The 24315-nt window shown below is 53.8% G+C and carries 15 protein-coding genes; 6 read left to right on the forward strand and 9 right to left on the reverse strand.

Translation table 11 applies throughout. The annotated features are described in order from the left end of the window. On the reverse strand, positions 1-1333 hold a 1333-nt coding region (locus FBQ85_07155), incomplete at its 3' end, for a hypothetical protein (GenBank protein MDL1874935.1). A gap of 353 nt (positions 1334-1686) precedes the next feature. Here FBQ85_07155 and FBQ85_07160 point away from each other — a divergent pair. After that, positions 1687-3009: a bifunctional folylpolyglutamate synthase/dihydrofolate synthase gene (locus FBQ85_07160; protein ID MDL1874936.1), complete on the forward strand. Its 1323-nt coding sequence runs from the start codon at positions 1687-1689 to the stop codon at positions 3007-3009. 246 nt (positions 3010-3255) lie between these two features. After that, on the forward strand, positions 3256-4140 hold the full coding sequence (locus FBQ85_07165; protein MDL1874937.1) for a VOC family protein: 885 nt from the start codon (positions 3256-3258) through the stop codon (positions 4138-4140). 250 nt (positions 4141-4390) lie between these two features. Here the strand turns inward: FBQ85_07165 and FBQ85_07170 are convergent, their stop codons facing one another. The 3 genes from FBQ85_07170 to FBQ85_07180 are packed head-to-tail and all read right to left on the reverse strand — an operon-like array spanning position 4391 to position 8211. Next, complete coding sequence (locus FBQ85_07170) at positions 4391-5638, reverse strand: FtsX-like permease family protein (GenBank protein ID MDL1874938.1); 1248 nt, start codon at positions 5636-5638, stop codon at positions 4391-4393. After that, positions 5639-6877 (reverse strand): FtsX-like permease family protein, encoded by a 1239-nt coding sequence (locus FBQ85_07175; protein ID MDL1874939.1) that lies wholly within the window; start codon positions 6875-6877, stop codon positions 5639-5641. Next, positions 6874-8211, reverse strand: a complete 1338-nt coding sequence (locus FBQ85_07180; protein MDL1874940.1) for an efflux RND transporter periplasmic adaptor subunit — start codon at positions 8209-8211, stop codon at positions 6874-6876. Before FBQ85_07180 ends, FBQ85_07175 begins: the two co-directional genes overlap by 4 nt. 732 nt (positions 8212-8943) lie before the next feature. Here FBQ85_07180 and FBQ85_07185 point away from each other — a divergent pair. Together FBQ85_07185 and FBQ85_07190 are read left to right on the forward strand one after the other, a co-directional pair. Then, positions 8944-9822: a hypothetical protein gene (locus tag FBQ85_07185; protein MDL1874941.1), complete on the forward strand. Its 879-nt coding sequence runs from the start codon at positions 8944-8946 to the stop codon at positions 9820-9822. A 205-nt stretch (positions 9823-10027) separates the two neighbouring features. Then, a complete protein-coding gene (locus FBQ85_07190; protein MDL1874942.1) occupies positions 10028-10351 on the forward strand; it encodes a hypothetical protein in 324 nt (107 codons plus the stop codon). Positions 10352-10418: 67 nt separating this feature from the next. Here the strand turns inward: FBQ85_07190 and FBQ85_07195 are convergent, their stop codons facing one another. Next, positions 10419-11909, reverse strand: a complete 1491-nt coding sequence (locus tag FBQ85_07195; protein ID MDL1874943.1) for an aminotransferase class V-fold PLP-dependent enzyme — start codon at positions 11907-11909, stop codon at positions 10419-10421. 189 nt (positions 11910-12098) lie between these two features. Between FBQ85_07195 and tkt the strand changes: the two genes are divergently transcribed. Together tkt and FBQ85_07205 are read left to right on the forward strand one after the other, a co-directional pair. Then, on the forward strand, positions 12099-14114 hold the full coding sequence (gene tkt, locus FBQ85_07200; GenBank protein ID MDL1874944.1) for a transketolase: 2016 nt from the start codon (positions 12099-12101) through the stop codon (positions 14112-14114). Between the two features lie 313 nt (positions 14115-14427). Continuing rightward, on the forward strand, positions 14428-17532 hold the full coding sequence (locus FBQ85_07205) for a hypothetical protein (protein MDL1874945.1): 3105 nt from the start codon (positions 14428-14430) through the stop codon (positions 17530-17532). 724 nt (positions 17533-18256) lie between these two features. On the opposite strand, the gene FBQ85_07210 is transcribed toward FBQ85_07205, so the two are convergent. The 4 genes from FBQ85_07210 to FBQ85_07225 form a co-directional block, all read right to left on the reverse strand. Then, positions 18257-18778, reverse strand: coding sequence for a hypothetical protein (locus tag FBQ85_07210; protein MDL1874946.1), 522 nt, complete (start codon positions 18776-18778; stop codon positions 18257-18259). A gap of 41 nt (positions 18779-18819) precedes the next feature. Further along, a complete protein-coding gene (locus tag FBQ85_07215) occupies positions 18820-20310 on the reverse strand; it encodes a SpoVR family protein (GenBank protein ID MDL1874947.1) in 1491 nt (496 codons plus the stop codon). A 95-nt stretch (positions 20311-20405) separates the two neighbouring features. After that, positions 20406-21512 (reverse strand): DUF444 family protein, encoded by a 1107-nt coding sequence (locus FBQ85_07220; protein ID MDL1874948.1) that lies wholly within the window; start codon positions 21510-21512, stop codon positions 20406-20408. Between the two features lie 95 nt (positions 21513-21607). Beyond that, the gene (locus FBQ85_07225; protein ID MDL1874949.1) at positions 21608-23617 is read right to left on the reverse strand and encodes a serine protein kinase; all 2010 of its coding nucleotides are present in this window, start codon (positions 23615-23617) and stop codon (positions 21608-21610) included. Positions 23618-24315: the final 698 nt, after the last annotated feature.

Genomic DNA, 24315 nt, shown 5'->3' on the forward strand with positions numbered 1-24315 from the left:
CTCCGATTTTAAATTGATGCACCGGGCTTAATTGCCGCACCAAACTGAAGCGGCTGAGAAGCTGCTGCTCACGCAAATTTTCGCGCCAGGGTTCGCTGCCCGATCCCCACGCCGAAGGCAATGATTGTTCGTTGCTGAAACTCACATTGGTTTGCCCGCCGGCAGCGCTTTCGCCGGAGATTTGCCGGCGCAAATCGAGATAACTCAACTCGATTTTGTAAAACATCTCCGCGCTCAATGTTTGAATCACGGACAAATCCATGCGGCTGTTTTTGTTTGAGCGCCTGGGCAACGCGGAAATCCGCTCGGCCCAATCTTCATCATACTGCCGCCACTGCCAACTGGAGAACAAGCCCTGCCAGCGCAGAAAGGTGTTGCTCGACAAACGCAACATCACCTTGGAATTTAAATCATAATTGGAAAAAATGGGCGAGTGAAAATGCCGGCGCAATTCCTTGCGAAACGGCGTGTCGGTGAGATAGGCGCTGCCGGACACGAGATAATTGGCGTCGATGAGCGGCCCGCCCAACCCGAGCTTGAGCGGCCCGCCGAGCGCGAACTCCGCGCGGCGCGCATTGTCATAACTCCAGTCGCGGCGCGCCGGCAAGTCTTGCGCGAGCTTGAACGCGCTGAAGAAATCATTGCGGCCTTCGCGGGTGATGATGTTGATCACTCCGGAGGTAACATTGCCATATTCCGCGCTAAAGCCGCCGGTGTGCACCACCATCTCCGCAATCGCGCTCGTCGGAATCGTGAACGCGGCTTCGCGCGTCATCGCGCCGCTGGCCGGCAGGCCGTCAATCAAATATTGCACGTTTGAACTGCGGCTGCCGCGCATATGATTGGCGACAAAACCGGGCACCAGCGCGAGTTTATCATAATACGTCAAGCCCGGCGTGGTTTGCGAAATGGTTTCTTCGTTGAGATATTGCGTGCTCGACAGCACATCCCGCAAGATTTGCACGCGCGGCGCGGTCACCACAATTTCTTCGGAGGTATTCAACACCCGGCTGGTCAGCGCAACTTCGAGGCTGGTGTTCAAATCGGTTTTGACTTCGACTTCGGTCAGTTTCAGCGTGCTGTAGCCGATCATGCTGACGCGCAGATTGTATTTGCCGACCGGAAGGTTATAGATGATATAATAGCCGTGCTTATTGGCTTTCGCGCCGAAGTTCGTGCCTTCAACCACGATGTTCGCGCCCGGCAGAGAAACATTCGTCTCTTTGTCTTTGACAAAGCCCGAAATGTTGCCGAAGGCTCCCGCGCGGCCGGCGACTGGCAGCAGAAGTGCAAAAGCCAGCACGAAAATTGCTTTTTGGTGTAACCGCTTCATATGTGCAAGATGTTGATTTATTAGAAAAATAGCGGCTGCAATGGTTATGCCAGCATGTCAGCAGATTCAAACATGCAAACCATCTCAAAAACATTTGGCTGTTTAGGGTTTATCCTATTCGAATTAAAAGAGGTTAAATTTTGACAATTGGCGCTCCCGCAAGGTCGCGATACACCGAATAAATGGCATTTCATGTAACTTATGCAAAACTCTTCCAAAAATAGGAAAAATTTTGCACATTTCTCGCGATCTTGCAAACAGAGATCGTCATACAAATTTCAAAAAGTGCTGACTGAAAAGCGGGCTTGCAGAGACAAAATGCAATTCTCACGTTTGACAGAGCTCGTTTTCGAATGTCTTCAAAAGTTATGGTGCGCTTGAAAATGAATCTAAGTAGCGGCACTCAGGCCTATTTGGATAAACTAGGTTTTTTCGGATGGCAACTTGGGCTGCAACGCAGCAAGGCATTGAGCCGCCACTTTGGCCATCCGGAGCGGTTTTTTCCCTGCGTGCATATTGCCGGCACGAACGGCAAAGGCTCAACTTCGGCAATGCTGGCAGCCCTCGCGCAAGCAGCCGGGCTGCGCGTCGGCCTATACACCTCGCCGCATCTCGTTCATTTGAATGAACGAATTCAAATCAACGGCAAACCGATTTCCACCCGCGCGTTTGAAGCCTTATTGCGTAGCTGCCGGCCAACCGTTGATGAACTCAAGGCAACGTATTTCGAAGTGCTCACTGCGATTGCATTCAAATATTTTGCCGAACAACAGGTTGATCTTGCTGTGATCGAAACCGGATTAGGCGGCCGGCTTGATTCCACCAACATCATCACGCCCGAGTTGAGCATCATCACTTCGATTGGGCTGGAGCATCAGGATTATCTCGGCAAAAATCTTGCAAAGATCGCCGGAGAGAAAGCGGGCATTATCAAACGGCATCGGCCTTGCATAAGTGGTGTGCGGCAGCCGCAGGCCGCAGCCGTGATTGCCACGACCTGCCGCAAACAGCGGGCGCGTTTCATAGAAGCGCATAAGTTCATTAAAATTAGCTCGCCAAGCTATTCGCGCGAAGGGACGGAGTTTCACGCCAGGTCAGATCGGCTCGGATTCGACTATGCCAAGGTGCGAACGAATTTACTCGGGTCTCATCAAGTCAAAAATGCGGCGCTGGCAATTGCGGCTGCCCGGCTCTTGCACAACGCCGGTTTTAATCTCAACGAGCGGGCCGTGCGCGAGGGTTTGGCGCAAACACATTGGCCGGCGCGCATGCAACTGGTCCACGGCGATCCCGAAATTCTGCTCGCTGCCGCGCACAATGCCGACGGCATGCGCGTGTTGACACAAACACTGGCCCGGCTCTTTCCGGGGCGCCGGGTGAAAATTGTTTTGTCATTAATGAATGACAAGGCCGTTGCGCCGGTTTTGCGCCCCTGGCAAAAATTGCATGCAGAGTTTTTCTTTACCGCTGCAGCCACCGCGCGCGCACGCCCGGCAAGCGATTTGATGCAGCAGGCGCGCGCCATGAGTTTGCGCGGCCGCGCTTACGATGCTGCCGGACAGGCTTTTGCGGCGGCGCGGGCGAGCTGCCGCAAAAATGATTTGCTGTGCGTTGCCGGCTCGCACTATCTGATTGGCGAATTGATGCAGCAGAGCCTTTTGCCCTATCCCTATTGAGGATTTGACTTTCTCATGAAATAGCCTTATTTTGCCGCCGGTTTTTGTCGAACAAAGTTTACACGCACAAAAGCCAAGCGCCACTGCTTTTCACCCCTCTGCACACCAACCTCGGACAGCGCGGCGCCAAAATTCCGGGCGCTAGGAATGCGCCCCGTGCAACACCTCATCATCTAGGACGGAGTCTCGACCTTGAGTCATCGCGACGCTCTTCAATCCAACAAAATCTTTTGGGATAGGTTCGATATGCACCCCGATACCCGTATGGGTCCGGTTCACCTAACCGTGTCGGACCTCAAGCAATCCATGAGTTTTTATGGCGGCATGCTCGGCCTGAAAACATTGCACAGCCAGCGCGGCACCACCTGGCTCTCTGCCGATGGCTCTCGCCCCTTGCTCGCGCTTACGCTGCTGCCGGGCGCGAAACCCAAGCCGCTCAACACCTCCGGGCTTTATCATTTTGCGATTTTGGTGCCCGGCCGCTATGATCTGGCATGCGCACTGCACCATTTGCTCGACATGCGTTATCCGCTGCAGGGCGCTTCGGATCACCTGGTCAGCGAGGCGATTTACCTCGCGGATCCCGACGGCAATGGCATTGAAATTTATTCCGACCGGCCGCGCAGCGACTGGCAGTGGCACGAAGGCCAACTGCACATGACGACCGAAGCGCTGGATTTGGATTTATTATTGGCAGAGTTGGGGCGCGGCAAAATCACGTGGGAGGGGTTGCCTCCCAACACACGCATCGGGCATGTGCATTTGCATGTCGGCAATCTGGAAGCGGCCGAACATTTCTATCGCGAGGTTTTGGGATTTGATTTGACGACGCGCTATGGCTCGGAGGCGATTTTTCTTTCCGCCGGCCACTATCACCATCATCTCGGCCTGAACACCTGGGCGGGGCGGGGCGCTGGCCCCGCGCCCTCGGATACTCGCGGCCTGCGCTATCTCACCATTTGCGTGCCCAATGAAACCGAGCTGGCCATGCTCGCCAGCCGTTTGCAAGAAAACGACTGGAACTTTCAACAGCGTACCGGCATGTTGAGCTTGCGCGATCCGTTCAACAACGGCATCCTGATCGTGGTGGGCGAAGCGACGCTCGGCCGCAACGGCAGCACGAATTGGTAGATTTTCAAAGCGTGCATGCGCAGACATGAAGCGCGGCGCGTATGACACTCCTCAGTACTGCAACGTTAAGTCGATGCAAACACCGAGTTATGTCATCCTGACAGGGACAAAAGCAGGGGTAAATCTCGAACTTCACGTTGTCATGGTAGAGTTAATCATTGTAAAAAATCAAAACGCCGTTTGTTCTCCGGAGGGACAAACGGCGTTTGTATTTTTGGAAATAAAAAAACGAGTTGTTACCGCATTCTGCTTATTCGTAACTCAGCGCTTTCACCGGATCGAGTTTTGATGCCACCATCGCCGGCCACATGCCGAAGGTCAGGCCGACCATCGTGCAAAACGCCAGGCCGCCGAACGCCCATTCCATCGGCACAGACACGGCAAAACCCGTGAGCATCGAGACGATATTGCCCAGGCCGAAACCCACCATCACGCCGATGATACCGCCGACATTGCACAGCACGATGGCCTCAATGAGAAACTGCGTGAGAATGCTCCGCCGTTTCGCGCCCAGCGATTTGCGGATGCCGATTTCCTTCGTGCGCTCGGTTACGGAAACCAGCATGATGTTCATAATGCCAATGCCGGCGACCACCAGCGCCACAATTCCCACCACAAACGCCCCCAGCTTTACGCCGGCCGTGGCTTGATTGAATGCCTTGATTTGGCTGTCATTGGTGAAAATGGTGAAGTCGTCATCTTCGCGCGGCGGAACTTTGCGCTCGGCGCGCAGCACCATCCGGGTTTCCTCGATGGCATCGTAAATCAACTCTGGGCGCGTGGCGCGCACCGTGACATTGACCGAACGTTCCCGGCCGCCGTTGTCGCGCATGCCGTAAACTTCTTGAAACGTGGTAATCGGGATGAGGCAGTAGTTGTCATAATTGCCGCCCATCGACGAGGATTTCTCTTCAAGCACGCCAATGACGCGATATTTCCGATCATCGAGCTTGATGGTTTTTTCAAGAGGATCGGAGAACGGAAACAAACGGTCGGCAATGGCCGGGCCGATGACGACGACGTAACTGTTAATCTTGAGATCCTGATTGGAGAGATTGCGCCCCAACCGCACAAAATGCGTATTGTTGGCGGAATATTCCGGTGTGGCGCCGCAGATGGTCAAATTCTGATTGGTTGCTTCGTTGCGGTATTTCGCGATGTGCCCAAAACTCCACAATTCCGCGCCGACGAGATCCACGGTTTCGACATGCTCGCGAATGGCGTCGGCATTCGCCACCGTCACCGGCTTGCGTTGCTGAATCTTGCGCCAATCAATGTCGTGATTGAAGCCGCGCGCCGGCCATTTTTGCACCTGAAACGTGGTTGCCCCCAGCACGCTCATCTCCTGTTCCATGGTTTTTTGGATCACCGAGATGCCCGTCATCACGGCGATGATGGAAGCGACGCCCGCGATGATGCCGACCAGCGTCAGAAACGAACGCAGCTTTTGTGACCGGATCGCGCCCAGCGCCATTCGCAATGCTTCGAGTGTGTTCATTTATTCATACCTCAATGCTTCGATGGGGTCCAATTTTGCGGCCTTGATCGCCGGCACGATGCCGGAAAAGATCCCGACCAAAACCGACACCAGCAAGGCAATCACGACAATGGGAATGGAAACGCTGGCCGGCATGAGCAGGGAATTGATCAGCGCCGTCACGCCCAGAGCCAGCAGCAAACCGACTGCGCCGCCGATCAGGCAAATGGTGGAAGACTCAAACAGGAATTGCGTGATGATCGTCCGCCGTTTCGCGCCGATCGCCTTGCGAATGCCGATTTCGCGCGTGCGCTCGGTGACGGACACAAACATGATGTTCATCACGCCAATGCCGCCGACGAACAGCGAAACGCCGGTAATCACCAGGCCAATCAGAACGATCACGCCCATGACATTGTTGTACGCCGCCATCAGCGAATCCATTTTGTTGATGGAAAAATCGTCTTTCTCCACCGGATGCAGCTTTCTGATTTTACGCATCTCGCCGATGAGGGCGAATTCAAAATCTTCCATTTCCTCGTGGCTGGGCGCCTTGACGGCAATGTTGAAGCCGCGGTCATTGCTGCTGCCGAACGAGCGCAAAAACGAAGTGATGGGAACATAAACCTGGCTGTCGAAATTCGGGCCGCCAAAAAATCCCGCGCTGCCCTGCTTTTCCATGATGCCCACGACGATGTAAATATCCCGGCCGAGGTGTATTTTCTTGTTGATCGGATCAACGTTCTCAAACAATTGTTCTTTGATTTCACTTCCAATGATGCACACATTCCGTTTGTACTGCACGTCGAGTTCCGTCATAAACCGGCCGAATTCCGGCAGCGAGCTGGAAACCATGATGTGCTTGTCTGTCGTGCCGACGATGTTGATATCGTTGAGGATTTTGGACTCGTATTTGATGCTTTTGCGTGTGCCGGTGGTGGGATTGACTGCTGCGGCCTCGCGCAATCGCCGTTCCAATTGATGCGCATTACGCAATTCAAGATTTTTGCGATTGCGGTATTCGAACCAGTTGCCGGTCATGACCCAGGGCATGCGCGAGACGTAAATCACGTCCGAGCCGATGGCCGAAATGCTTTCCTTGAAGGAATTTTCCAGGCCGTTGGCAGCCGTCATGGTGGTCACCACGGCGACGATGCCGATGATGATGCCCAGAGTCGTCAGCAAACCGCGTGATTTGTTGGCGCGAATGGCGGCGAAAGCGATTTGCAACGACTCGCTCAACTCGTTCAAATATTTCATGTTTGATTCTTCTTTTCCGCGTTCTTGACCATGACCTTGGCGCCGTGCTGCAAATCTTTGCTGATCGCGCGATAGCTGCCGGTAACGATTTCATCGCCTTCCGCCAGCCCGGTTAAAATTTCAATGTGCGTATTGCTCTGAATGCCGGTTTTCACCTGCCGCGCTTCAACCGCGCCCTCTTTCACGACGAAAACGATTTCCACAAACCCGTCTTTATCCGGCGTAAATTGCGGCTCCGAGGATTCGTTTGCAATGGCTTCTCCGCTTTTGCCCTCGGCGGGTTTCTTTTGCAATTGATCCATCGTGCGCACGGTCACGCATTGAATCGGAACGGCCAGCGTGCTATCGCGCGTTTCGGTAACAATGTCGCTGCTCGCCGTCATGCCCGGCCGGAGATCGGCGGTCGAGCGCTGCTGCGTGATCTCGAGGTTTTGGGCAACGCCGTTCGCCGCCTGTCCCAGCGTCGTGCCGGTGATCGCCACTTTCACTTCGAATTCGGTTTGTTGATCCGCGGTGCCCGAGCCTGTGACTTTGGCGGTGTTGGCTATCTCAGAAACATAACCCCGGAAAATGGTGTTGGGCAAAGCATCGACTTCGATATTCGCCGTATCGCCCAGCGAAATTGCAACCACGTCATTTTCGTCAACCTCGACCAGCGCTTCCATGCCCACGAGATCGGAGACCACCAAAATGACGTCTTCCTGAAATTGCGATCCCAAAGCGATCTCGCCGACTTCCTTGTTCAACTGGCTGATGGTGCCGGCCATGGGCGCATAGATTCTGGTTTTGGAAAGATCGTCGTTGGCCTGCTTGAGCAGGGCGCGGCTTTGTTCGACGCTGCTGCTCGCCGATTCGAAACGCGCCTTTTCAACCTGATAGGTTGCCGCGGCGGCATCGTAAGCAGCGGAAGATTCAAGTTGTTTCTCGTGAAGTTCCTTGGTGCGTTGATAATCCTTCTCCGCTTTGAGCATGCTTTCCCGCGCCAGCTTTGCGTCGGACTCTGCCGAGCGCAAACTGGCTTCGGCGCGCTCGACGGCGGCGATGTAGCGTTCGCGGTCAAGCTCGAGCAGGAAGTCGCCCTTTTCCACCCAGGCGCCTTCACTCACCGCCAGCTTGGTGATTTTCGCGCTGACGTCGGCGCTGATTTTGACCTGGATGTGAGGCTGAACCTTACCGGTCGCCGTCACCGTCTCCACCACCCGTTGGCGTTTGACCGGCGCGGTTTGCACCTCGATTTCTTGCTTGCCGTTCTTTTTCATCACGGCAGTTCCCACCAAGGCGGCAACTGCGACAACCAGTCCGGAACCGATCAATAGCTTTTTCTTTTTTGACATTTTCTCCGCTCTCCGCTGAAGGTTGGTTTGATATTCGAAAACTAACTGAAGCGCGAATGTGAGGTGGCAGACGCGATTCCTGCCTCTGCTATCGCGAGATTATATCATTTTGAAAGATTTTGTGGCAATCCTGCACTGTAACGCGTTTCACAAAATTCTTCTCATAAGGTAGGCATACGCCTGCACAAGACGGCAAATAAACAGAAATGTTTCATGATAAATAACGAGATGCAGACATTCGCTGTTTTGTATCCGCAAATCTCTGCCCGAGCACTGGTATTTTTGCAAGAATTGGAATCACGAATAGGAAATGAATCATTCTTCGGACGGCTTAGGAAAGCGAGAGGAGAAAAACATTTTTCTCAAGCCAACAACTCGAAGAGTCCTGTGATAGATTTTAGAATTGAAACGTTGCACCAAAAATCTGTGCCCCCCAGTTTTAGAAAACGCCTGGAGCATGGTGTTTTTGCACCGCGTTGTACGGCGCCGTGCTTTTTCACTGTACCTGTCAGAACATTCTCGCGCTGTGCAATTTTTGTTTTTTGCTTTAAGTTAATGATTTTATTCGTGACTTGGCGTTGGCATAACCGTTGCTTAAAACGGGTTGTGTACGCAACGAGATTGCGCGAGCATCACAAACAAACGCTTCGAAGCTTGTGTTAAAAATGATCTCTCACCCAACTCGTGAACCGTCAAACAACATTATCTGAACCCTAATTTTCAGGAGAACCCATGAAGTCAAAGAGATTTGCACATCTGCTATTGCCGGCGCTGGCTGCTCTGGCGTTGGTTGCCTGCCAGAATGATGATCCGGTGTCCTCGAATGATAGCCTCAACGCCACCGAAGATGCCGCGGAATCAATCGCCAGCGCGGTGGGCGCAGACAATGGCGGCGCGACCGATCAACTGAGTGACGTTATTGAACTGGCCGGCGCCAGCGGCCTGCAAAAGCCTGCAGAGGTTTTGCTCGGCAAATACAGTGAACCGAACACGATTGCCAGCATCGACACAAGCTATGATCCCGCCACCGGCACGTGGACGCTGCGGCTGGAACGCGAACGCGGCAACCCCAACGGCATTCCCTACGCCGAGATCAGCCGCACGTATACCTATCAATTCTTGAACAAGAACGGCCAGCCGCAAAAGTATTGGAAGGTCGGCGCAGACACGGCCTACACTATCAAGTTCAATATCGTCGAAGGCACAGGCACACATCGCACGCGGCGCTTGTCGCAGCAATTGACCGGATTGAGCGGCAGCTTTACCGCGACCGGCGTGAATACCCGCCTTGTGACCATCAATGGCACGTATTTTCGCTCGGCGGTTGACACCGTCACGACGCGCAATGCCGTGCGCACACTCGATCATGCTTTGAATTTGACCTTTACAAATGTGCAAGGCCCGCGCGGAAGCCGGCTCGAACTCTCGCGCAAAATCAGCGGCACTGTGAGCGGCACGTACACGGCGAAGGTGACATTCCAGCGCGGCGAATCTTACGGCGAGACTACGATCAATCGCAGTTTCACCATCAATCTTGGCGGCGGGAATGCGACCCTCAATATTTCCGGAAAGAATTTTGAAGCAGACTTGACCAGCGGCGAGTTGAAATAGTTTGCCAGGATGGCCGCGCCTGAAGCGCGTTTAACGAGTGAACCTTCCTCCCATAAATCCGGGGTTGCACGCGAGTGTGACTCCGGATTTTTGTTTGATGTCGTCTTGCCGATCTCAAAAAAAGCGCTAAATTATCCTGCCCCGCCGAACGCGGCAAGCAACAAACGCAATTCCACATTTCACTAATTTACGAGGAGTAAGGTTTATGCGGAAAACACTGGCTCTGGTTTTGTTGGCGCTTGTTTGCAGCGGCTGTTATACCATGAAGGCCGTTGCACCGGTAGGCACGCCAATGACGGCGCTGGCTGAAACCGATAACGCCGCCTTCAAAAAGAATGTGCGCGTCTGGTACGCCCTCTGGGGCTGGGTACCGATTTCCAATAATTCCGCGGCGCAAACGATTCAGGAGAATAACTTGAAAAACGTGCGCATCACCACCAAGCACCGGTTTATTGACGGCCTGATCGGCGCCTTCACCGGCATTGTGAGCATTGTGCCGGCAACAATGGTTATTGAAGGAAACCAGTGAGAGCAAATGGCAAGGGGCAGAGGGCAATTCTCAAGAGACATACTTTTTGCCCTCTTCCCCTTCGTCTTTAGCCAACCGTGAGGACTTGGTCGACCACGCCCTTCACTGAAAACAGCGCGGCGTAATCAAAACGAAAAGTTTTGTGGCGGTAATCGCCGTTGGGCAATTGGACGTAATGCTGTTGATAAAAATCGCGCCGGGTGCTGAGATCGTGCAGCGCCGCTGCCAGGGCATCGACGTCGTCCTTGGTGTTGTACACGCCAAAGCTGGCGCGCACCATGCCTTTGTGCAGATCCGCCAAATACTGCAATTCTTCGTCGGAAAGTTCGAGCGCTTCTTCCGCCAGGCTCTGCGTCACCATCTCGCGCACGTAAGGATGCGCGCAGAAGCATTCGTTGCGCACGGAAATATTAAAATAATCATTCAACACCGCGGCGGTAAACGCGTGATGCAACCGCTTAATGTTGAATGAAATCGCGCCGGTGCGCTGGCAGTGCGCAACATCGGTTTCGCCGTAGATCAGAATATCCGGCACACTGCTCAGTTTTTTCAGCGCATAATTGATCAACTCCGTTTCTTCTTCGGCAATATAATCCATTCCCACTTTCTGCAAGGCATACAGCGCCGCGGCCAGACCGATGGCGCCGTTGATGTTGGGTGTGCCCGCTTCCTCGCGATGCGGAAAATGCGGGGTTACGGTGTAGCGATTCACATAAACCGTATCGACCATGCCGCCGCCCACTTCATCCGGTTCAAGATTGCTAAAAATTTCTTTACGCGCGACCACCACGCCGGGCGAGCCGGGCGCGTAAATTTTGTGGCCGGAGAAAACCAGCACATCGAGATCGCGCCACGCATTCGCATGCCCGCTCATCTGAATCGGCACATGCGCCGCCATTTGTGCGGCATCCACGACGATCAATGCGCCGAAGCGGTGCGCCAATTCCGCCGCCTCGTGAATCGGGTTGATGATGCCGGTGACGTTCGACACGCCGGTCAGCGCAATGTAATTCACTCGGTCTTTGTATTCGTGCAGCGCCTCTTCGATGCGTTTGAGGTCGATGCAGCCCAGGCTGCGCGCCGCCATGCGCGCCGGCACATGCACGACTTCGCGAAAATGCTTGCGATGTGGCAGATCGTTGGAATGATGCTCCATGATCGAGGTGATGACGACGTCGCGCTCCGGGCGTTTGGCGTGCAGCGTGCGCGCCACGCGATTGATGCCGCCGGTGGTTCCGCTGCCCACAAAAAATGCGGTAAAGGTTCCGGCATCAGCGTGCACGAAATCCAGCACCATTTGATGCGCCCATTCATACTCATGCGTAGAAAGCTTTGCGCCGAAATGTAGCACGCTGTGAGTGTTGGAATAAAATGGCTGAAATTTGTCCAGCACCTCTTGCACGACTTGCAGGCGCAGCGTGCTTGCCGTGCTGTCGAGGTAAATCCGTCGTGTCGTTTCGCCGGTTGCCAATTTGTAATGCACCTCCAGGCCGACAACGCCGGAACGCAATTTTTCAAACAAAACCGCGCGCGTTTGCGCTTGATTGGAGTTGGCCATGTCACCTCTCCCGTTGAGTTTCGCCTCTTGGCGGAGCAGATTTTTTAGGGTGGGAATTTAAACAAGGAAACGGTTCGGCGCAAATGATTCTCTTGCCTCCCAGCTTGCATCTTTAAGCTCATCTTTGTATTTTGCCCCAATTTTCAATGTATCTGTCCTCTCACGTCAATTTTGAAGAAAGCCACGATCATGAATCACGATTCCCCCCTCGATCTGCTCTGCATCAACACCATTCGCACGCTGGCGATTGACGGCGTGCAACATGCCAACTCCGGCCATCCCGGCTTGCCCATGGGCGCAGCCGCGATGGCGTATGTTTTGTGGGATAGATTTCTCCAACATAATCCCGCCAATCCCAAATGGCCGGATCGCGATCGTTTCATTCTCTCTGCCGGACATGGTTCGATGCTGCTCTACAGCCTCTTGCATCTCACCGGTTATGATCTCCCGCTCGACGAATTGAAAAAATTCCGCCAGCTCGGCAGCAAAACCCCCGGCCATCCCGAACACGGTTTGACGCCCGGTGTTGAAACGACGACCGGGCCTCTCGGCCAGGGCTTTGGCAATGGCGTGGGCATGGCGCTTGCCGAGGCGCATCTCGCGGCCGTGTTCAATCGCCCCGGACATGAAATCGTGAATCACTACACCTACGCCATTGTCAGCGACGGCGATTTAATGGAAGGCGTGGCCGCAGAGGCGGCCTCGCTAGCCGGACATTTGAAATTGGGCAAGCTGATTTATCTTTACGACGACAATCACATTTCCATTGAAGGCAGCACAGACATCACGTTCACCGAAGATCGCGCCAAGCGCTTCGAAGCTTATGGCTGGCATGTGCAGCGGGTGGAAGACGGCAATGATTTGCAAGCACTCGCGCAAGCCCTCGCAGCCGCGCGCGCGCATACCGAACATCCGTCGATTATCGTCGTGCGCACGCAAATCGGTTTCGGCAGTCCGAACAAACAAGGCACTGCCGGCGTGCACGGCGAGCCGCTCGGCAAGGATGAAGTTGTGCTGACGAAACGCGCTTACGGCTGGCCGGAGAATGAATCATTTTATTTGCCCGAGAATGCGCTGCGGCATTTTCGCAAAGCGCTGGCGCGCGGCAAAGAAGCGGAACAAGCCTGGCAGGCAAAATTTTCTGCTTATGAAAAAGCCCATCCGGAGCTGGCCGCGCAATTCCAGCGCGTCATGGCCGGCGAATTGCCCGCAGATTGGGATAAAGACATTCCGGTTTTTCCGGCGGACGCCAAAGGCACGGCCACGCGCGTGGCCGGCGGCAAAGTGTTGAATGCGATTGCCAGCCGCATGCCGGAATTGATCGGTGGCTCTGCCGATCTTGCGCCCAGCACGAAAACCTTGATCACGAAAGAGAAGGATTTCTCCCCGCAAGACCGGCTCAGCCGCAATTTGCGTTTTGGTGTGCGCGAGCATGGCATGGGCAGTGTGTGCAACGGCATCGCGCTGCACGGCGGCTTGCGGCCGTACGGCGCGACGTTTCTGGTTTTTTCCGATTACATGCGTCCTGCGATCCGGCTCGCGGCGATCACCGAGCTGCCGGTGATCTACGTGTTCACGCATGACAGCATCGGCCTGGGCGAAGACGGACCGACGCATCAACCAATTGAGCATTATGCTGCACTACGCGCGATTCCGCATCTCATCTTCATTCGCCCGTGCGATGCCAATGAAACCGCGGAAGCTTGGCGCTTTGCCATCAAACATCAACACGGCCCGGTGGCGCTTGCACTTACTCGCCAGGATTTGCCCGTGCTGGATCGCTCGCGCTGTTCCTCGGCTTCCGGTTTGCACAACGGCGCTTATATTTTGTGGGAATCGAAAGTCGCCGAGCCGCAGATTATTTTGATCGCTTCCGGCAGCGAGGTGTGGCCCACCTGGCAGGCAGCGCAGCAACTCAATCACCAAGGACTTGCGGTGCGCGTGGTGAGCATGCCTTCATGGGAATTATTTGAGGCGCAATCACAAAACTATAAAGATGAAGTTCTGCCCCCGGCAGTGAAGGCGCGCCTTGCCGTGGAAAGCGGCGTGGCACAAGGCTGGCATAAATATATCGGCGAGCAAGGGGCGACGCTGACGATCGACAATCGCTATGGCGCTTCTGCGCCCGTTGCCGAGGTGATGAAAGCTTATGGCTTTTCGCCGGAGAATATTGCAGCAAAGGCGCGCGCGCTGTTGCAAGAGTGACGGCCCGTGGATTTTGAGGTTCAAACTCGGCAACGTCAGTCTTCGATTGATTGTGGCGATCGAGTGATTAGATTTTCAAAGTTAGAACAAAATTCTGAAAGTGTTTCGCCCACTGAAATCCCACGGAAAAGGCGCTTTTTCCTGCTGTGGCAGTTCTATTTTTATGGACGAAATTCTCAAAGCTGCTCGCAGAGCTTCGATTTTTAGCTTAACTGAAAATCGGGCAGCCTATTACTTTGAAAAATTTATCCATCCTTAAAACTAAAGATCTCATTTCTGCCCAAATGATGATTCATAAATTTCAGGAGGCAACATGTCTCAAAAGCAAGTTTTAGCTTTGTTGCTCACAGGTCTTCTGGCCTTGTCGTTTGCGCCGTTTGTTCCCACTGAGTCATCATCGTCATCAGCTTCGCGCAAGCTTGACCCGCGTCTGCAAATTCTCCAGCAAAAACATAAACAAAACCGGCTGGCGATGAGCAAGTCGGTTGAGGTGCACCAACAAACAGCGGGCGCCCCTCTTGTTGGCCTGCTCGTCAAAACCAAAGCCAACGCCGATGAGCTGGCGCAGCGTTATGGCGGCGCGTTGGGTTCGAGTCATGGCGACATTCACACCCTGCGTTTGCCGGTAACGGCATTGCCCGAATTGACGGCAGAGGCCGGCGTGGAATATGTCGAAGCTTCCAGTGTTCTGTATCCCGAATTGATAACCAGCGTGCCGCAAACCGGCGCACGCGTGCTGCAAAATTTGCCGGGCATGCATGCGCTGACCGGCAAAGGCGTCATCGTCGGCATCACGGATACCGGCATCGACTGGCGGCACGGTGATTTCAAAAATCCGGATGGCACAACGCGCATTCTTTTTATTTGGGATCAATTTCTTCGCGGTGCGGGCATAACGCCGCCGGCTGGCTTTAACTACGGTGCGGAGTTTACCGCGCAGCAAATCAACAGCGGCGCAGTTTCTCATCGTGATGCCGACGGACACGGCACGCATGTCGCCAGCATCGCCGCCGGCAACGGGCTTTCGACCGGAGGTGTTTACGCCGGTATGGCGCCGGAGGCTGACATTATCGCGGTGCGCGGCGGCTTGATCAGCCCGATAGACGGCGGCGCTTCCAGCGGCGGCTTTCTCGACGGCTATGCCTATATTCGCGGCAAAGCGGAAGCGCTGGGCAAACGCCATGTCATCAACACCAGTTTCGGCACGACCCTGGGTCCGCACGACGGCTCGACGCTGTACGAGCAAGCCATTAATGCCAATGTCGCGCAAGGCAGCATCATCACCAACTCCGCCGGAAACTATGCCCAAAATGCCTGGCATGCAGAGGCCATTGTTCCGCCACAGGGCGAAGTCGTGCTGGAATTCAATGCTCCGGCAAACGCCAACATTCCTGACGATGAACTGCAAATTGATATCTGGTACAAAAGCAACGATCGCATCGATGTTGAGGTGGCGGGGCCGAACATCGGTTATTTGAACAAGATTCCGGCAAATGGCGCGGATTTTTTTGACACGGCCGACGGTTACGTTTCCGTGATCAGCATCGTCAATTCACCTTTGAATGGCGACAATCAGATTTTTATTCAAATGGATCACACCGGCTCGGCCGCCTCCGAGATTGCCAGCGGTGTTTGGAGAATCCGTTTCACGCCTTCCGCCGGCAACAATTTGCCGGACGGCGGTGAGATTGATGCTTGGACTGAGCGCGATGATAATGCCACGTTTCGCAATTTTGTCGATACTCAAGAAACCATCAATTACCCCTCCACTGCCGACTCGGTGATTGCGGTGGCGTCCTACGACAACGCTTCGGGCGCGCTTTCCAACTTCAGCAGCCTGGGGCCGCGGCGCGATGGCGTGAACAAGCCGGACATTGCCGCGATCGGAGGCAGTGTCATTGCCGCGCTTTCCTCCTTCACTTCGGATTCTCCGGTCGGTGATTCTGCGCATGTACGATTCAGCGGCACGAGCATGTCCGCGCCGCATGTGTGCGGCGCTATCGCGCTTATGCTGCAAGCAGATTCCACGCTGACGCCGGCTCAAGTGCGCAAGCTGCTGTATCAAGCCGCGCGCGCCGATCAACAAACCGGCGCTGTGCCCAACCACCGCTGGGGCCACGGCAAGCTCGATATCTTCACGCCACTGTTGCCATATATCTCACAAAACGTGGTCTCCGGTTTGTTGGAAGCGCAAGCAACCGGCGCCAGCGTCAAGGCGGATTTGACCTTTCGACTCAAGAATTCGCCCTTCGGAGAGACGATTGCTGCCATTCAAACCGGCGATGATGGCCGCTACTCCATTAACATTCCACCCGGACAATACGCCGTCGAAATCGTGCCGGAGCTGCCCTATCCCATTCTCAGGCAAGACTTGCTGGTGGAAAACGACTCCACTGATTTTTCACTGCAGCTCACACCCGCCCGTATCATTTTGGTGAATGATGATCCTGCCGGGAGCTTTGCTTCGTATTACACCAGCACGCTTGACAGCCTGGGATGGAGTTACGGCGTGCATACGAACAGCAAAGGCACACCGGTGGAAACTGTGCCGGCAATCGAGGCCGTTGATTATATGATTTGGTTCACCGGCAATGCCAGCGGCGAGGTATTAACTGCCAATGAGCAGCAATTCCTGGTCGATTTTTTGGATGGCGGCGGCCGTTTGTTTCTCAGCGGCCAAAACATTGCCGAGAGTTTATCGGGCAGCGATTTTCTCACCAACCGTTTGCATGTCTCCCTTGAGCGTAACTCGATCAATGACTTTTTGCTGCATGGCGTGCGCGATGATGACATCGGCAAAGACTTGCCCACCGTCATTACCACCGGCACCGGTGGGGCCAACAATCAAACCTCCCGCGATGTGATTGTCCCGGATTCGTTGGCGCACGCGGTGATGGTTTATGACACCACCGCCGGCACGGTTGCCGGCGTGCGTGTCGTTGATCCAGTCAATCGTTCGCGACTGGTGTTCTTTAGTTTTGGCTTTGAAGCGATCAATCTGGGCGTGCCGCGACCGGGTTATGTTGATCGTCGTCAAGTTTTGCAGAGTGTTCTCGCCTGGTTGGAGGGGACGACAACGGTGGCCGAACCTCGCCGGGAGGGCGGAGAACTTCCCGCCAGTTATGCCATTCAGCAAAGCTACCCCAATCCCATTCGCTTGGCGCACGCCGCTTCTCCGGCGATGATTCGATATCAAATTCCGGCGCGCCAGCCGCAGCCGCGAGTCGTGTTGAAAATTTATGATCTGCTCGGGCGCGAAGTTCTCACGCTCATCGACGCCGTGCAGCAGCCGGGTTATCATCATGCGCGTTGGGATGGCCGCGATCGGCGCGGTGAACCGGTGACCGCCGGCATTTATTTTTATCGCATGCTTGCCGGCGATTTTCGTGCGGTGGGCAAGATGGCGGTGATGCCGTAACCCGATGCGATGAGCGCAAGTGCAGGCCTCATCAAATCGGCGTCTGCAAAGTTAGGCGATTAACTTTTCAAACACAGCATAAAATTCTGAAAGTTTATGGCAAATAATTTGACGGCAGCACAATATGAAACAATTCTGTCGATAAATCATCCTACTAAAGTTTTTGCGGTGATGCTCGGCGATTTCGGCGCATTTCGACAAAAAAGCTTTATCGCCGATGATCACCGAGGACATCGAGTTTCGCCGAATAGTTTTTACTCCATTGCAGAGGCCTTGATTTGCAGCTTGTCTGCAAATCGGGATAGTCTCTTTAAAGTGATCTCTTTGCCCCAAAAAGCAAAGAATTCACGAGACGCAAAGCCGCCAAGGTACGCAAAGAAAGTTTTGCAGGTTTTTGCGTTTTCACGATTTTGTGTGAGTTTTTTCTTTAGTTCCGGTTTGTCCTGCTTATGCTTTTGTTACTCAGTTTTTTAATGATGTCCCGTGAGCGGGATTCAATATGTTTTGAACTGAAGGTCTGCCCCAATAAATGCCACGGCCGAGCTGTGGCGGAACAATCGCGGTGACCAACAAAAAAGCCCCGGCTTGTGCCGAGGCTTTGATTGTCAAAAAGATTGCTTTGGCGGATCGCTGCAACCCAATATCGCAAAATAGAATTGGACTGGAACGATCCGTCAAAGCCCATATGTGAGAGACTGCATGTCCCGCCGATTCTCCTTCCTGCTCATTTAATGAGCAAAGCCGCCGCCAAATCATTAAGCAAGCGCCGGCAAATGTCATCCGTCACGTGAAACGCCTCCAGCACACGGCCGGCTTGACCGCCATTTGCGGCATAGCGCGAGAAGGTCAATGCGCTGCCTTGCTCCAGCATTGCTTCATAGTAATGAATCGTTTTATCTTCGCGATAAGGCGTCACGCTGCGCACTTGCGCGCGTTGCGCCAGGTCGTCCAATTCCACCAAATGAAAACTTTCCAGCAAGTAGGTCACACGTTTGCCGATTGCCGCAGCCTGTTCGGCCAGCAGGCTTTTGATTGCGATACCCGCCGGCAGCGAACCGGCGCGCACCGCCGTGATCTGGCGCACCAGAAATCCGAACTTGTCGAAATCCGCAATGGCAATTTTGAGATGGACGCCTTCCACAATTTCTTCATGAAGCCATCCCTCGCTCGATGGTCGCCGGGATTTGTCGTACTCCGTGTGGCGCAGCTTGTCAAGCTCGGCCACGACTTTCATGCCAAGATTCATAGGTACCTCCGTGGGTTTGTTGAAGGGATTGGTTTGTTGTCTTAATCCAGTTCCGTTTCCTTGTGCTGCTCGCCGTCGAAGGTCAACAGGGTTCTGGATTCATCCAGCATGGTTTCGAGATGAATCGGCCGCGTCCAGACGGTGTAGAGATTTCTCATCGTATCGCGCGCCTCATCGAGTTTGAGATCGATGCCTTCGTGGCGGTGCACCAGATACAACTCGCCGCGATTCCGGTAATTGCCGTCTTCGACCGTGATAAACGGCTGGCCGTGATTGGTGAGCATGAACAACAGCCGCTGTTTCACCATGTGAAACTCGCGGTCGGAAATCTCATAATAGCCATTGCGCTCATTGTAATCATAAACGAACATCTTGTGTTCGCGGCAGAACTCCGGCGTCAGAAACGCATCGATGAACGTGACGTCGTTGTAGAGCTTGCGCACCTCGAAGATTTTCTGGCGGCCGAGTCCGGCTTGCTTGTCCCAGTTTTTCTTTGTGCTGTAATCGTCGCATTCCTCGTATTCTTTGCCGAATTTGCCCTTATTCCAGCGCTCTTCGATGTCGCGAAACAATTCGATGCCGAGTTTGTAGGGATTCAAGCGGCCGGGACTGGTGAACAACGTGCCGGAATGATGATCGGCGTAATCGATTACTTCGGAATCGTTCAGAATGCGCTCGGTCATCATTTTTGAATGCCAGTAACTCGCCCAGCCTTCGTTCATGATTTTGGTTTGGCCCTGCGGCGCAAAATAATAGGCTTCTTCGCGGATGATGCTCAGCACATCGCGCTGCCATTTTTGCAAGGGCGCATATTCGATCAGAAATTGCAACACATCGCGCTGCGGCCGCTCTGGAACCTTGCGAAAGCGCTTCTTGCTCTCTTCCTCTTCCCTCTTGCGCTGTTCTTCGATGAAGGACGGCGGATTGATGAATTCCTCCAGATAATCTTTCGGGCTTTTGAATTTGTGTTGTTTAGGCTCGTCGGGCTTCTCTTCTTCCATCACCGGCGCCTGGCCGTTCTCACCGCCCATGAAGGGCAAATGCGGATCGATGAGATTTTCCAGACTCAGGCAGACGTCGATGAAATTCTCGACTTGCTCTTCGCCGAACTGCTCGAGGTAGCGCCGCACGCGCGTGGCGTGATTCGCCATCTCATCCATCATCTTGCGATTGGTTTTAGAAAACCAGAGATTGTTCTTGAAAAAATCGCAATGGGCATACACATGCGCCATGACGAGCTTTTGATCGACGAGATTGTTGCAATGCATGAGATAGGCATAACACGGATTGTTATTGATCACCATCTCGTAGATCTTCGAGAGGCCGTATGAGTAGCTCTTCGACAGTTCTTCGTATTCCATGCCGTAGCGCCAGTGTGGGTAACGCGTGGGAAAACCGCCGTAACTGGCAATCTCGTTCAGCTCATCGTACTCGATGACTTCGAAAATCGTCTCGTAAAAATCCAGGCCATACTCCCAGGCATAACCGCGGATTTCATCTTTAATCGCAGAAAGATTGGAAGGCAGACTCATAGCGCAATATCAAAGGGGTTATGGTTGCGGGGATCGGGGAACGATGGAGTAACGCAGAGACCCATCTCCATTACTTCATCATTCCACCAATCCGGTTATTTGCCTTTTCCAAGAAATTCTTGAATCGATTTGTAAATCGCCTCTTTATCGGGAATTTCCGACAGCACCAATCTTTCTTCGGAATCAAAGTAATCGTCAAGATCGCGAATAAACTGGCCGCTGCCGTAGGGGCTTTCCACCTGTCCATAGCAAAATAAATTCACCACCGGCAAAACTTTCTTTTCGAGAATCTGAATGCACTCGTCCGTGTCGATCTCACCCCAGTTATCGCCGTCGGAGAAGTGAATCATGTAAATATTCCAATCGTCCGGATTGTAATGCGCGCTGACGATTTTGTGCGCGAGTTTGTACGCTGAGGAGATGATGGTGCCGCCGCTCTCGCGTGTGTGATAGAAGGTTTCCTGATCGACTTCCCGCGCCACGGCGTCGTGAATGATGTAGCGCGTCTCGAGATTTTTGTATTGATAGCGCAACCAGGTGTCGATCCAAAACGATTCGATACGCACGATTTCCTTCTGCTCGTCGCCCATCGAACCGGAAACATCCATCATGTAAATGATCACGGCGCTGGCCTCGGGCTGCGGCACGGTTCTCCACGTGCGATAGCGGCGATCTTCGCGATATGGCACAATGCGCGGCGCTTCAGGCCGGTATTCGCCGGTGATCAACTGCCGTTTGAGCGCCTGTTTGTAGGTACGCTTGAAATGCCGCAGCGATTCCGGGCCGGAGGTGCTGATGCCGGTGTACTTGTCTTTCTCACTGACGATGTTCTTCTTGCCCTTGGGCGAGATGTTGGGAAGCTCCAATTCTTCGCCCAGCAATTGCGCCAGCTCTTCCAGCGAGATGTCGACTTCGAGCAGATGATCGCCCGGCGCTTCGCCGGCCTGACCGGAACCGTCTTGATCGTCGCCGCGGCCGATGGGCGTGCCGACGTCGCCTTCGCCCTGGCCTACGCCGCCGGTGTTTTTGCCGGAATAACGAAAGTGCGGCAAATTGATTTGATGCACCGGAATGCTGACGATATCTTTACCCTGTTTGCCGATCAGCTCGCCGCGGCTGATGTACTTGCGCAGTTCTTTCTTGATCTGCCCGCGCAAGATTTGACGAAACCGGCTGCGGTCTTTTTCAATGCGTTTGATCATTGAACCCTTCACCTACTCGTGATACGTTTTCCTGCGGCTCTCTTGCTCTGTCTTACCAAACAACCTGCCGTGCGAGCAAATGTAGTCCATGCATCTTAGCGCTGCTTCACATCGCCTCGGGCAAAAATGCTCGCCACATAATTCAGCACGTCGGTCGCGCTTTCGTCGGTGTAGCCGTAATACTTGATCATGCGCGCCTTGACCACGTCGATCTTCTCCTGGGTTTCCTTGTCGACCACGCTGGAAATCAACGTCGTCAACTTGATGGTGTCTTTCTGATCTTCAAAGAGCTTGAGCTCCAGCGCTTTTTGCAGGCGTTCGTTGCTTTTATAATTGAACGTTTTGCCTTCTAGCGCCAGCGCGCCGATGTAGTTCATGATCTCGCGGCGGAAATCGTCCTTGCGGCTCTCGGGAATGTCGATCTTTTCTTCGATTGCGCGCATCAGCCTTTCGTCCGGCTCCTCGTCCGCGCCGGTGTATTTGTTCTTCACGCGCTCGCGTTGGGTGTAAGCCTTGACGTTGTCGATATAGTTGCCACACAGGCGTTTGAGCGCGTCTTCGTCGGCGGCAATGGCGCGTTGCACTTCGTTCTTCACGATGTCTTCATATTCTTCTTTCACCACGGCCAGCAGCTCCTTGTAGCGTTTGCGCTGCTCGTCGCTGGTGAGCAGCGAATGATGCCGCAATCCGGTCTCCAATTCATTCATCACCATGAAGGGATTGATGCTCGAGGTGCTTTTCTCACTCACCAACGCGTTGGAGATTTTGTCTTGAATGTAACGCGGGGAGATGCCTTCCATGCCTTCGCGCGCCGCCTCCAGCCGCAATTCTTTGATGTTATCCTCGGTGAAGCCCGGCAACGTTTTGCCGTTGTAGAGTTTCAACTTTTGCAGCAGGGTGAGCTGTGCCTTTTTGGGATCTTCAAGCCGGGTCAGCACCGCCCACATCGCCGCTGTTTCAATGGTGTGCGGGGCAATGTGTTTGCCTTTGATGCGATGGGGATTGTAATCCTTCTCGTAAATCTTAATCTCGTCATTGAGACGCGTAATGTACGGCACATCGATTTTAACGGTGCGGTCGCGCAAGGCTTCCATGAATTCGTTCGAGAGCAGCTTGCGGTATTCCGGCTCGTTGGTGTGACCGATAATGACTTCGTCGATGTCGGTTTGCGCAAATTTTTTCGGCTTGATCTTGTGTTCCTGCGAAGCGCCGAGCAGATCGTACAGAAACGCGACGTCGAGCTTGAGCACTTCGATGAATTCGATGATGCCACGATTGGCGATGTTGAACTCGCCGTCGAAATTGAAGGCGCGCGCATCGGATTCGGTGCCGTACTCGGCAATCTTGCGATAATTGATGTCACCGGTTAGTTCCGTCGAATCCTGGTTCTTCTCATCTTTGGGCTGAAACGTGCCGATGCCGACGCGATCTTTTTCAGACAGCGTCAGGCGCTCGACGCGCACGTCTTTGATGAGATCGAGCCACGAGCCTTGATGTTGCTTTAACAAGTCGCGATAGGTTTGCCGGCAGAAGGGGCAAAGCTCACCGGAAATCATCACATGTTGATCCGCCGGGCGGCCGGTGTTCAGGCGTTCCAGCAGTTTGCCGCGCATTTCCTCCGGCACCAGATGCAGCGGCTCTTCGTGCATCGGGCAACGTTCCCAGACCTCCTTGCCATTGACATGTTGCCGCCAGGAATAGGTGTAGAGCGCGCCGCCGGGCGTGCGCGAGTAATGTTCAAGCCCTTTCTTGAGCAGGCGCACAATCGTGCTCTTGGCGCTGCCCACCGGGCCGTGCAACAGCAGCACGCGCTTTTCCGTGCCGTAGCCGCTGGCCGCAGCTTTGAAAAAATTCACGATGCGAATGAGCGTGCGCTCCAGACCAAAGACGGCGTCGCGGCCATGGTCAATCGGATCATCGAAGAATTTGTATTTGACGAGCTTTTCTTTGAATTCGATGACCTCCTCCCGGCCGTACGACAAGATCATATCGTAAATGCGTTGGAATGCGGTGCGCGTCACAGCCGGATTTTCCTGGACGATGCCGAGATAATTTTCAAACGATCCTTCCCAGTTCAGCTCGCGGTAGGTCTTGGTATCGTGCATGCCGCTGATGACGCCCAACAAACTCTCTGCATCCGAACGATGGTTGATTTCTGCCATAGTATGAACCTCCATTTCCACGAATTTTTATGCAGACATACGTCATGACGCTTGTGCGGTTGAACATGTCAGCAACGTTGCCTGCATGGTGAAAACTGCTGCATGCGAAGCGCAGGCCTCAATCCGGCGTGCGCGCGCTTTACTTCAAGTACCTTCGACGAAATCGTGACAACGGCTGTTGGTAGGAGAACGATCGAGCGAATTCAACAAGGGTTGCAGTATTGAGGTAGTTTACGCCAGCTCACCTTTGCTCTGTCAGTTTGCCGGCTCACTGAAGGTTAATGACAAGCACACAAAACATCTTGATACATTCTGAGACAAAAAAAGTCGAAATCAAAAAATTTCGACTTTTGTAGACAAAGAGCGATGGTTCGAATAATGGCCGGATACTACAAATGTGAAGACTAAAAGTCAAGCCATTTCTCAAGCACTTTCAAAAACGGTTTTCATAGGGCCACACAGCCTGTCGTTGCAAGATTCCGTTTGGGTAAGCTATCCAACTCAAACCTCCCGGAAAAGTTCCGGCTTTTATCTTATTGCGATTTTTAATTGGATGAACAGGTTTGTAGCCCCCGCCCCTCGTGGGCGGCTGTCGAAGCCACTAAATTCGCGGTTGCAACAGTGCCCCACGAGGGGGCAAG

This window comes from Cytophagia bacterium CHB2, assembly GCA_030263535.1.
Taxonomy (GTDB): domain Bacteria; phylum Zhuqueibacterota; class Zhuqueibacteria; order Zhuqueibacterales; family Zhuqueibacteraceae; genus Coneutiohabitans.